The sequence below is a fragment of the Aliiruegeria lutimaris genome (assembly GCF_900099935.1).
Taxonomy (GTDB): Bacteria; Pseudomonadota; Alphaproteobacteria; order Rhodobacterales; family Rhodobacteraceae; genus Tropicimonas; species Tropicimonas lutimaris.
In genome coordinates, this window is record NZ_FNEK01000027.1 from 60922 (window position 1) to 71923 (window position 11002).

Genomic DNA, 11002 nt, shown 5'->3' on the forward strand with positions numbered 1-11002 from the left:
AACCGACTGGTACCCTAGGGCAGGCGGGCCCCCGGGGAAAGCCTTGCCTCGCCCGTGGAACGCGCATTTTGGCTGAACGCACGAGAGACCTGATCCGACGCCAATGGGAGGAAAGCCGCAGCGCCCTGCAGCGCGGCTGGCAGCTTCTGTTGCGGCGCGGGACGAGCCAGGTGCAGTTCTGGTTCATCGCGCTGGCCGTTGGCATTGTCGCCGGTGCGGCCGCTGTCGGCTTTCGCGAGGGGATCGTCTGGCTGCAGGGCACGCTCTACGGGGCCGAGGATATCCGCAACATCCACAGTTTCGCGGCCAGCCTGCCGTGGTGGATGCTGCTCGCGCTGCCGATCTGGGGCGGGCTCGCCGTCGGGGTGATCCTTGGCCGCTTCACGCCGGATGGACGGGTGCGCTCGGTGGCCGACGTGATCGAGGGGGCGGCGCTGCATCGGGGCCGGGTGGAGATAAAGGCCGGGCTTGCCTCGGCGGCGGCCTCGCTGATCACGCTCTCTTCCGGCGGCTCCTCGGGGCGGGAGGGGCCGGTGGTGCACCTCGCCGGGGTGATCTCCACCTGGGTGTCGGACCGGATCGGCGCGAGCGGCATAACCGGGCGGGACCTGCTGGGCTGCGCCGTGGCCGCCGCCGTCTCGGCCAGTTTCAACGCGCCCATCGCCGGAGCGCTCTTTGCACTGGAAGTGGTGCTGCGCCATTTCGCCGTCCATGCCTTCGCGCCGATCGTGATTGCCTCCGTCGCGGGGACCGTGATCTCGCGCCTCGCCTTCGGCAATGTCACCGAGTTCACCCTGACGCCGAAGGGCTCGCTTTCCTTCTATGTCGAACTGCCGGCTTTCATGCTGCTCGGCCTGCTCTGCGGGATTGTGGCGGTGCTGCTGATGCGGGCGCTGTTCTTTGCCGATGACTTTGCCAGCCACCTGCAGCGGAAATGGCGGATCCCGCAAGTCCTGCGCCCGGCTGCGGCTGGCGCGATCCTTGGCCTGCTGGCCATCGGGTTCCCGCATATCATCGGGGTGGGCTACGAGACGACGGCACGGGCGCTCAAGGCCGATCTGCTGTTTCACGAGGCGGTCGTCTTTGCCATCCTCAAGGTCTTCGCGGTGTCCGTCACGATGGGCGGACGGATGGGGGGCGGGGTTTTCTCGCCATCGCTGATGGTCGGCGCCTTGACGGGGCTTGCCTTCGGGCTGGTGGCGACGCAGCTCGTGCCGCAATATTCCGGCACGGGCGAGCTTTACGCGCTCGCCGGTATGGGCGCCGTTGCCGCCGCCGTTCTGGGGGCACCGATCTCGACCACGATGATCGTTTTCGAGCTGACAGGGGACTGGCAGACCGGGCTTGCGGTGATGGTTGCCGTCTCGCTGTCCACGGCCCTTGCCAGCCGGCTTGTCGATCGGTCTTTCTTCCTGACCCAACTGGAGCATCGCGGCGTGCATCTGGCGGCCGGGCCGCAGGCCTACCTTTTGTCGATCTATTCCGCCGCTGTCATCATGCGCTCGAAGGACTCGCCCCGAGCCGCGCCGGAAGACGCTTGCCGCAAGCTCATCGATGCCGGCATTTCGATCACCCCCGACACGACGCTCGAAGTGTCCCTGCCAATGTTCGACGAGACCGGCGAGAGTTTCCTGCCCGTCGCGGTTCCGGCGGCCGATGGCGGGCCGCCCGAGTTGCTGGGGGCGCTGTTCCAGGTGGATGCTCTGAAGGCCTATAACCGGGCCTTGGCCGATACCGCGGCCGAAGAGCATTCCTGAGATAATCTGCGTCGGCCGCCCGGGTTTCGGGAGCGGATTTGTCCGGGCGCATGATTGGCCATGGCCCGAGCCGGATCGAGATGTTGGAAGGGGGGCATGCCCCCCGCGCTCATGCGAGCGCTCCCCCCAGGATATTTTCGGTCAGAAGAAGAACGAGTGTTCGCGGCATTGTCGGCTGGATCACCTGCGCTGCCGGTACTCGTTACCGGCATTCGAAATCGGGATGGAACGCGCTGATGCAGGTATCCCGGCCATTTTTGCGAGGAAAGACGGCGAGGATTTCCAGCGTCACGCTTGAATAGGTCGCAAAGGCCGGCATCGGCAGTGCCAGTTCGCGGTGGAAATCGGGCGGGTTCATGTAATGAGTGATGCCCTTGTCGGCGGTGTTCCGAAACAGGCTTGGCCAGGAGTTTCGCCCGTAGGTTTGCCCGGATTTTTCATAGCCGATCCGCATCAGGAGTTTCCCGAATGGGGCGCCATTGTGGATGAAGATGAGGTCCTTTGGCCGATGCCATCGAACAGGTTTCCCGGCCCATAGCTGACGACATTTCTGAACGGCAGGGCCGAAGCCACGCAGTAGGCTATGCCATCGAGGAGTTCGGTCGCGCCGAAATTGGCTCAGGCATCCCGGGCGCAGGCCCGCGAACAGGCTCGCCAGGCGAAGCTGGGAGTGGCGGTCCGGTTTCGCATCCTGCGTGACTGCCCGCCTTGTGTATCCCGGGTGCGGCTTGCTTCGCAGAAGCTGGTTTTTCAGCGGAGCGAATGCGGTTTTTTGTTTTCTTGCAGTCTCTTGGCGTTCGTCTTGGTAAGGCGTCGCGGTCGATGATCTGGGTCGATGCTCGGCTTGTCTCCTGCATTGGAAACCATTGCAACAGATTGGAAGTTTTCAAACTGCATAGTTGATCGGCTAAAAAATCGCATTAATGATTAAAATATGATCAGAGTTAAAATCGTTCTTCTGTTGGGGCTGTTGTTTGTCTCCCCGCAGCCGGGCGAGGCTGACGCCCCGCCGTTGCCGGAAATCGTACAGGTTTTTGCTTCCTGTGCGGGGCGCTTGACAGCGCAGATGCAGCACCAATGGCTTCTGTCGGATCCGGCGGCGGATCGGACGGAAGCCTATCGTGCAACCATGATCGATCTGCTGGACGCGGCCCTTCCGAAAGGCTCGGGGCGGGAGGCGCTCAAGTTTCGGTCCGCCGCACGGCAGGCGCACGCGGCGCTGTTGAGCCGTGCCACGTTCAACGAGAATGCAAGGGATGCGGCCTGGGCGCAGAGGCGGGTCTCCGTCGAAATCACGCAATGCGAGGCGCTGATGATCCGTTAGGATCGTTACCCCCCGACAAGAACCGTTGGAAAACCGACCACGACCGTTCCGCCATGCGCCGTCATATCGCCCAGGCGCACTTGCGGGCGGTTACTCACCAGAACAGTAAACGAGCCCATTGCGGTGGTGTCGGGCGGGCCGACGCAGACGCACATATTGCCAACCGGCGCCGAAGGCATGCAGCCGATGAGTACCGTTGGAACGCAGGGCGGCAAGATTGGCCCGCCGACATGCGGCACCGGCCCGGGATTAATCATCGGGCATACATGCATGTCGCCCAAGCGGGAGGCGGGTTTCATCGATCTTTCTCCGGTCGCGTGCGTCCAATGGTACTCGCGTGGCGGGCATCCGTCGAGTGGCCATTGCGGGGGAAACCGTTTGGAGGACTGGCTTGGGCGCGCCCATGCAATTTCCCGTATTTCACTTGTACCTGAGGTATCCATTTCATACTGATGTGACATGACCGAGATCGAGTTGAAGTTCGTCCTGAACGAAGAGAGCATCCGCCGCCTGAAGAGTCGGCTGAAGGGGCTGGAACTGAACGAGAGCGCGGCGCGCACGCGGACGCTTCGCAGCGTCTATTACGACACGCCCGAGCACAGCTTGCGCAAGGCCGGTACGGCGCTTCGGATCCGCCGGGACGGACGGCGCTGGATCCAGACCGTGAAGGCGCGTGCCTCGATCAATGGCGGCTTGTTGCGGGCGCAGGAGGTCGAGAACCCCGCGCCCGGGGGGCGGCTGGACCTGACGAGAATACCCGTTCTGGCGGTGCGAGCCGAGGTAGAGGAGGCGATCGCCGGCGCCGAGTTGGTGCCGGTCTGCGAGACCCAGATGAAGCGGGTGACCAGCGTTTTGACATTGGAGAACGGCGCAAGGGTCGAGCTTGCCATCGATTCCGGCGAGATCATCGCCGGCGAGTTGCGCGAGCCCTTCCGCGAAGCGGAGTTGGAGCTTCTGGAGGGCGACGTGGACTCGCTCTACGACCTGACTCAGACGCTCTTTCCCGATGGCGGGTTGCACTTGTCTACCATGTCGAAATCGGAACGCGGCTACATGCTGGCCGAGACGGGCAGGGCGCAGACGGAGCCCCTGCCGCGCAATGCGTGCACGGTGCCGCTGAGCGCCGAGATGACGTCGGAAATTGCTGCGCGCGATGTGCTGCGCGAGTGTTTCGAACAGATCTCGGCCAATATCGAAGTGGTCTTGTTTACTGACGCGCCCGAGGGGCCGCACCAGCTTCGCATTGGCCTGCGCCGGTTGCGCGCGGCTTTTGGCATGTTCAAGCCGGTGATCGGCCATCCCGAGATGCTGCGCCTGAACGAGGAAGCTAAAATCATTGGCGCGCAGGTTGGCGTGCTGCGCGATCTGGACGTTGTGATCACCGATATCATCGATCCCGAGCACGAGGCGCACCCGCATGAGCAGGGGTTCAACGCGCTGCGCTCGGCCATCGAGGCCCGCCGCGAGGCCGTTCGCGAGGAACTGCGGGAGTACCTGCGTTCCGAGCGCGCGCAGAGCTTCCAGATCGACCTGGCCCGGTTCATCGAAACCCGCCGCTGGCTGGCGCCCGAGGATTTCGAACAGACGGCGCGGTTGGCCCAACCGATCCGGGAGCTCTCCTGCAAGGCGCTTGGCAAGCGGTGGAAATCCTGCGTGAAGCATGCCCGCGGCATTGACCAGCTGACGATCGATGAACGCCACGAGTTGAGAAAGGAGTTGAAGAAACTCCGCTACACGATTGAATTTCTTGGGCCGCTCTATTCCCAGAAGAAGGTTGCCCGTTTCGTGAAGACGATGAAGAAGATGCAGAACATCTTTGGCGACCTGAACGATCTGGCCATGGCCGAGGAGCTTCTGTGCAAGAATGACAGCCCCGGCGCGCGCAACGCCAACGCGCAACGCGCGGTGGGCTGGGTTCTCGGCGCACGTTCGGCGAGGGCCGCAGCGGCATGGTCCAACGCCAAGCGTCTGTGGCACGACGTAACCGTGACGGGCCCGTTCTGGCGCTGAACCGTTGACAAACGTCGTGGTTGCCTGTCCTCAATGGGCGGGGCGCGGGCAGTAGCGGCTGGCCAGCATGCCGATAGCGACCCCGACACAGAGCGGCCCGAGCGTTCCCGTGCCGATCAGGAAAACCAGGATCAGCAGCGCCGCGATCGGCTTGCCGAGGCCCACGGTTGCGCAGGCGGCGATGCCGGCCGTCAGCGCCACGGGCAGTTCCTGTGCCGGCAGGAAGGCCTGCGCGGCATAACCGGCGGCCATTCCGGCGAAGATCAGCGGAAAGATCGCTCCGCCCCGCCAGCCCGAGGACAGGCAGATCGTGGTCGCCAGCACCTTGAGCAGGGCCAGCCCGAGCAGCGTCAGCGCGCTCGCGCCTGCGCCGAATTCCAGCAGGTCGTGCATCTGGTGGTGGCCGGAGAACATGACCATCGGTACAGCGGCGGCAAGGCAGCCGAAGGCGAGCCCGCCAAGTGCCGATTGCGCGACAGGGTTGTCGATGCGGTCCTCGAATTGCCGCGTGGTCCAGACCCGCGCGAACAGGAATGCCGCGCCGAATCCTGCCCCGATCATGGCCGGGACGAGGGCGAAGAGCAGGTCGCTCCCGTCGAAACGGTTGGCGTAATCCGGGATCTCGACCCGGTGGAAGGGCTCCGAACTCAGCAGGCGCCAGCACCACAGGAACCCGCCGAAGCCGATCACCGCCGGGAGGAAACCTAGTATCCTTCCGCCATCGGACCGGTATGCCTCGATGGTCTTGTCCCCGTCCTCGGGCATGGCGAAGGCAAAGCCGCCCGGCGGCGAGCCGAAGAATCCGGCCAGCGCACCGGCCACGCTGGCCTGCCCGAGGGTCTCGGCTTCGATACGCGATCTTGCGACGATGAGGGAGACCAGCGCCGCCAGTTCGGTCACCACGGCGATCAGCCCGGCCTCCGGCCCCAGCGAGCCGCCGAAACCCACCGCCAGGATCGCGCCGAGTCCGATGAGAAGTACCTGTCGGCGCTTGATTGTCAGCGGGTTGGAGGCAGCCTCGATCTGGGTGGAAAGGCTCTCCACCCGGTTGGAGCCGATACGGGTGATGCCGACCAGAACCCCGCCGATGGTGCAGGTCACGACGATATAGAAAGGACTGCCGGCGATGGAATTGTGCCAGAGCGTCTCTTCGAGAAACAGCATCCCCTTGAGCGTTAGTGCCGCGAGCGCTCCGGCCACGAAGCTTATCAGAAGCGCGATGATGGCGATGCGCATGGCGTTCTCCTCTTCCGGCTCCCGGAGGCGCCTCTTGTCATTTGTTCAAGCTTGCCCGATTACAGGTTTAAGGGAAGCCCCGGCGGCACGGCAACGCCCCGGGCGAGAGCAAGGGATCGGGCATTATGAGCCAGAGTGACAATCCAGCCGATCCGTTCAAGAAGGCCTTGAGCGAAGCGACGCGGGTGATCGCGGATGACCCGGAACTCGGCATCGTCTTCACGGTCGATCCGTCGGGCATGACGGCCGACCAGATGCGCCTGCCGCAGGTGAGCCGCCGGATGACCAAGGACGAGGTCATGCTGGCCCGCGGAACCGCCGATGCGCTGGCGCTGAAGCGGCGATACCACGACCCCGCCATCCACCAGCGCTACCTGCCATCGGGGCAGATGGCGCTCGATCTCTACGAGGCGATGGAGACCGCGCGTTGCGAGGCCGTGGGGGCGCGGGCGATGCCGGGCACTGCTTCCAATATCGACGCCAAGATCGACTACGAGGCGAGCCGGAAGGGCTATCACCAGATCACCAAGCCAACCGAGGCGCCGCTGGCGGTCGCCGCGGGATACATGATCCGGCAGCTAGCCACCGGGCGCGAGCTGCCGGAGGGAGCGCAGAACGTGCTCGACTTGTGGCGGGACTATCTCGAAGGCTCGGCCGCCGAGACGCTGCCGGACCTGGAGAACTGTCTCGAGGACCAGACCGCTTTCGCACGTTTTGCTCGCAGGGTGATCGAGGATCTGGGCTATGGCGACCAGCTTGGCGACGATCCGGACGAGATGGACGACGAGGAGCAGCCCGAGCAGGCGCAGGACGAGCCGGAAGAGGCCGAGAGCTCGGGTGATGAAGACCAGGACGCCCAGGAGGATGACAGCCAGCCTGAACAGGATCAGGACGCGACCGACGATCCGACCGAGGCCGAGGTCTCGATGGACGATTCGGCGGATTCGGACATGGACGAGCAGACCGAGATGCCCGAGGGCGAGGCGCCATTGGAGCCGCCCCCGCCCGCGCCGGTCTCGGAGGCCGATCCGAATTACGATGTCTTCAGCACCGATTTCGACGAGATCATCGACGCGACGGATCTGGCTGAGCCGGTGGAGCTGGAACGGCTGCGGGCCTATCTCGACCAGCAGCTGGAGCCGCTCAAGGGCGCTGTCTCGCGGCTGGCCAACAAGCTGCAGCGCCGCTTGCAGGCACAGCAGAACCGGAGCTGGGAGTTCGACCTGGAGGAAGGCATTCTGGATGCCGGGCGTCTGGCCCGTGTTGTCGCCAACCCGACCACTCCGCTTTCCTTCAAGGTGGAGAAGGATACCGAGTTCCGCGACACGGTAGTGACGCTGCTCTTGGACAATTCCGGCTCCATGCGCGGCCGCCCGATTTCCATCGCCGCGATCTGTGCCGATGTGCTGGCGCGCACGCTGGAGCGCTGCGCGGTGAAGGTGGAAATCCTCGGCTTCACCACCCGCGCCTGGAAGGGTGGGCAGAGCCGCGAACGCTGGCTCAAGGAAGGGCGTTCGCAATTGCCCGGCCGCCTGAACGACCTGCGCCACATCATCTACAAGTCGGCCGACGCACCCTGGCGGCGCTCCCGCGACAATCTGGGCCTGATGATGAAAGAGGGCCTGCTGAAGGAAAACATCGACGGCGAGGCGCTGGAATGGGCGCATAGGCGGATGGTCGTGCGGCCGGAAGCGCGCAAGATCCTGATGGTGATCTCGGACGGGGCGCCGGTGGACGATTCCACCCTTTCGGTGAACCCGGCCAATTACCTGGAGAAACACCTGCGCGACGTGATTGCGATGATCGAGCGGCGGCGGCAGGTGGAACTGATGGCGATTGGCATTGGCCATGACGTGACCCGCTATTACGATCGCGCGGTGACGATTACCGATGTGGAGCAGTTGGCCGGTGCGATGACCGAGCAGCTTGCGTCGCTCTTCGACACCGACAAGCGCGCGCGGGCGCGGTTTTTGGGGCTGAAGCGCGCGTCCTGAGCGGGGGGCGATCCTGCGGATCGTGCCTCCGGCGGGAGTATTTTTTCCAACAAGAAGGGGCGGTGTTCCGCTCCTGTGGCCGGAGGGCAGGGCATGTTTCAGAGCTTCGAGGTTTCGACGCGGCCAGAAGACGGGCCGCCGAGGCTGGCGGCTTTACGAGGGGAAATCGAGGCGGCTGGTCTGGACGGATTTCTTGTGCCACGGGCCGATGCGCACCAGGGCGAGTATGTGGCCCCCCATGACGAGCGGCTGGCCTGGTTGACCGGCTTTACCGGTTCGGCGGGATTCTGCGCGGTTCTGAAGGATGTTGCCGGGGTTTTCGTCGATGGGCGTTACCGGGTTCAGGTGCGCTCGCAGGTTGATCTCGCGCATTTCGCGCCGGTGGCCTGGCCGAAGGTGACGCTTGCGAAATGGCTGCTGGAGCATTTGCCCGAAGGAGGACGGATCGGGTTCGATCCATGGCTGCATTCGGTGGAGGAGATCGAAAAACTGCAGGTGGCGGGAGCGGATAGGGGGATCGCGTTGATCGCCTGCGAAAACCTGCTCGACGCGATCTGGACAGACCAGCCTGCACCGCCGGCGGGCGAGATCCTCGTGCATCCGCTGGAACTGGCCGGAAGACCGCATGAGGAGAAGCGGCGGGAGCTTGGCGCGGCGCTGGCGGAAGCGGGCGTCCAATCGGTCGTTCTGACCCTACCTGACAGCATTGCCTGGCTGCTCAACATCCGTGGCAGCGATATCGTTCGGAACCCGGTGCCGCATGCTTTCGTCATTCTGCACCAATCGGGTGCCGTGGAGCTGTACTGTGCCGCCGGAAAGGTGACCGAGGCCGTTCGGGAACATCTCGGCCCGGAGGTTCATTGCCACGGGGGCGACGATTTCGAGGCGGCCTTGCAAGCGCTTGGGGAGAAGGTCCAGATCGACCCTGCAAGCGCGCCTGTCCGGGTGGCGGATTTGTTGACGGGGGCGGAGATCGTAACGGCCCCGGACCCTTGTGCCCTGCCAAAGGCGCGCAAGAACGCCGCGGAACTGGCCGGCATGGAAGCGGCCCATCTGCGTGACGGCGCCGCGATGTGCCGGTTTCTTTGCTGGCTTGAACGCGAGGTTGCCAAGGGCACGCTGACGGAGATCGACGTGGTGCGCCGGCTCGAGGAGGAGCGGCGCAGGGATCCGCTGCTGCGCGATATCAGTTTCGAAACCATTTGTGGCTCCGGCCCGCATGGGGCCATCGTGCATTACCGTGTGAGCGAGGAGAGTAACCGGGAGATCACACCAGGTGAGATCCTGCTGGTGGATTCGGGCGGGCAATATGCCGACGGGACGACCGACATCACCCGCACCGTCGCCACGGGGCCGGTGGGGGACTTGGAGCGCGCCTGTTTCACCCGGGTCCTGCAGGGGATGATCGCCATTTCGACGCTTCGCTGGCCCGAGGGGCTGGCCGGGCGCGACCTGGATGCGCTGGCCCGTGCGCCGCTTTGGCGGGCAGGGCTGGATTACGACCACGGCACCGGACATGGCGTCGGTGCCTATCTGTCTGTGCACGAGGGGCCGCAACGCCTCTCGCGCACCTCGGATGTCGTCTTGCAGGACAGCATGATCCTGTCGAACGAGCCGGGATATTACCGGGAAGGTTCCTTTGGCATCCGGATAGAGAACCTTGTCCATGTCCTGTCCGCGTCGGCTCTGCCCGATGCCGATGAGCGCGCGATGCTCACGTTCGGAACATTGACCTGGGTCCCGATCGACCGCCGGATGATCGTGGTCGACATGCTCAGCTACGAGGAACGCGCCTGGCTGGATGCCTACCATGCGGGGTGCAACCAGCGCATCGGGCCGCTGCTGGAAGGTGACGCCGCGAACTGGCTGGACGCGGCGACCTCGCCCCTGTAGTGTCGCACGCTAACATTAGGCATTCATGCGAATGTCAAAATGCCCGCCCATAGGGGATGGCAGGAATTCGAAGGAACCGACATGGTAGACCATATCAAGATCCGCAAGGCCGATGGAACATGGGTTGTCCGTGCCGGCGGAGCCGTGCTGGCCGAAAGCCGGAATGCGCTGGAGCTGACCGAGGGTGAACAGGCACCGGTGATCTATTTCCCCCGAGAGGATATCGCGATGGCCTTCCTCGACCCGTCCGAGCAGATTGGCCACTGCCCGCATATGGGCGATGCGCATTACTTCTCCATCCAGACCGAGAGCCAGACGCTGAGCAACGCTGCCTGGTCCTATCAAAGCCCCATCGAGGGAATGGAGCCACTTAAGGATCACGTCGCCTTCCGCGCGAACAGTCCGGACGTGGCCGTGGAGCGCGTTTGACCGCGACCGGGCATCGGGCCGCTGCGGGCCCAGATCTTGAGCACTGGCTGACATTCTGCTGCGCGTTCTTCGCCCTTGTGAACGATCCTTCGCGTCGTACTCCTGAGCGAAAAGGAAGGTGTTCCCGAAACCGCTGCTCCCCTAGAGCGTGTCGCGTTTAATCGGCCTCATAGCCTGCGGCTTTGAAGTAGTTGTAGCATTCTTCGTCCGAGAAGAGGTTGCAGACCTGTCCGACGGCGGCCCAGAGTTGGTCATAGGTTCGCGCGGCGGCCTTCCTGATCAGTGTCTTGAGTTTCGAGAAGGCCATCTCGATGGGATTCAGATCTGGGCTGTAGGGTGGCAGGAACAGGAACCATGCA

The 11002-nt window shown here is 64.1% G+C and carries 10 protein-coding genes; 6 read left to right on the top strand and 4 right to left on the bottom strand.

Features of this window, described 5'->3' with window-relative positions; genetic code table 11:
• The first annotated feature begins 68 nt into the window (after positions 1–68).
• Entirely contained in the window at positions 69–1757 is a 1689-nt protein-coding gene (locus tag BLR85_RS14115; protein WP_244520732.1) for a chloride channel protein, read from the top strand.
• A gap of 202 nt (positions 1758–1959) precedes the next feature.
• Here the strand turns inward: BLR85_RS14115 and BLR85_RS14120 are convergent, their stop codons facing one another.
• Positions 1960–2211 carry a hypothetical protein gene (locus BLR85_RS14120; RefSeq protein WP_093157130.1) on the bottom strand — a complete coding sequence of 84 codons (252 nt, stop codon included), beginning with the start codon at positions 2209–2211 and terminating at the stop codon, positions 1960–1962.
• Positions 2212–2691: 480 nt separating this feature from the next.
• On the opposite strand from BLR85_RS14120, the gene BLR85_RS14125 reads away from it, so the two are divergent.
• Entirely contained in the window at positions 2692–3081 is a 390-nt protein-coding gene (locus BLR85_RS14125) for a hypothetical protein (protein WP_093157132.1), read from the top strand.
• A gap of 5 nt (positions 3082–3086) precedes the next feature.
• Here BLR85_RS14125 and BLR85_RS14130 read toward each other — a convergent pair whose 3' ends face one another.
• On the bottom strand, positions 3087–3380 hold the full coding sequence (locus tag BLR85_RS14130; RefSeq protein WP_093157135.1) for a PAAR domain-containing protein: 294 nt from the start codon (positions 3378–3380) through the stop codon (positions 3087–3089).
• Positions 3381–3540: 160 nt separating this feature from the next.
• Between BLR85_RS14130 and BLR85_RS14135 the strand changes: the two genes are divergently transcribed.
• Complete coding sequence (locus tag BLR85_RS14135; protein WP_093157138.1) at positions 3541–5091, top strand: CYTH and CHAD domain-containing protein; 1551 nt, start codon at positions 3541–3543, stop codon at positions 5089–5091.
• Between the two features lie 30 nt (positions 5092–5121).
• Here BLR85_RS14135 and BLR85_RS14140 read toward each other — a convergent pair whose 3' ends face one another.
• Positions 5122–6327, bottom strand: a complete 1206-nt coding sequence (locus tag BLR85_RS14140; protein ID WP_093157141.1) for a chloride channel protein — start codon at positions 6325–6327, stop codon at positions 5122–5124.
• Between the two features lie 125 nt (positions 6328–6452).
• Here BLR85_RS14140 and cobT point away from each other — a divergent pair, with 125 nt between their 5' ends.
• From cobT to BLR85_RS14155, 3 genes are all read left to right on the top strand, one after another.
• Positions 6453–8321, top strand: coding sequence for a cobaltochelatase subunit CobT (cobT, locus tag BLR85_RS14145; protein ID WP_244520733.1), 1869 nt, complete (start codon positions 6453–6455; stop codon positions 8319–8321).
• 93 nt (positions 8322–8414) lie between these two features.
• Positions 8415–10214, top strand: coding sequence for an aminopeptidase P family protein (locus tag BLR85_RS14150; protein WP_093157146.1), 1800 nt, complete (start codon positions 8415–8417; stop codon positions 10212–10214).
• A gap of 81 nt (positions 10215–10295) precedes the next feature.
• Positions 10296–10643: a DUF427 domain-containing protein gene (locus BLR85_RS14155; protein ID WP_093157161.1), complete on the top strand. Its 348-nt coding sequence runs from the start codon at positions 10296–10298 to the stop codon at positions 10641–10643.
• Between the two features lie 157 nt (positions 10644–10800).
• Here the strand turns inward: BLR85_RS14155 and BLR85_RS14160 are convergent.
• Positions 10801–11002, bottom strand: a 202-nt coding sequence (locus tag BLR85_RS14160) for a transposase (RefSeq protein WP_170844573.1), incomplete at its 5' end; no start/stop codon positions are given.

Coding starts and splice junctions, on each gene's coding strand:
- BLR85_RS14120 (WP_093157130.1), bottom strand. CDS start 2,211: ATGCGGATCGGCTATGAAAAATCCGGGCAAACCTACGGGCGAAACTCC.
- BLR85_RS14125 (WP_093157132.1), top strand. CDS start 2,692: ATGATCAGAGTTAAAATCGTTCTTCTGTTGGGGCTGTTGTTTGTCTCC.
- BLR85_RS14130 (WP_093157135.1), bottom strand. CDS start 3,380: ATGAAACCCGCCTCCCGCTTGGGCGACATGCATGTATGCCCGATGATT.
- BLR85_RS14135 (WP_093157138.1), top strand. CDS start 3,541: ATGACCGAGATCGAGTTGAAGTTCGTCCTGAACGAAGAGAGCATCCGC.
- BLR85_RS14140 (WP_093157141.1), bottom strand. CDS start 6,327: ATGCGCATCGCCATCATCGCGCTTCTGATAAGCTTCGTGGCCGGAGCG.
- cobT (WP_244520733.1), top strand. CDS start 6,453: ATGAGCCAGAGTGACAATCCAGCCGATCCGTTCAAGAAGGCCTTGAGC.
- BLR85_RS14150 (WP_093157146.1), top strand. CDS start 8,415: ATGTTTCAGAGCTTCGAGGTTTCGACGCGGCCAGAAGACGGGCCGCCG.
- BLR85_RS14155 (WP_093157161.1), top strand. CDS start 10,296: ATGGTAGACCATATCAAGATCCGCAAGGCCGATGGAACATGGGTTGTC.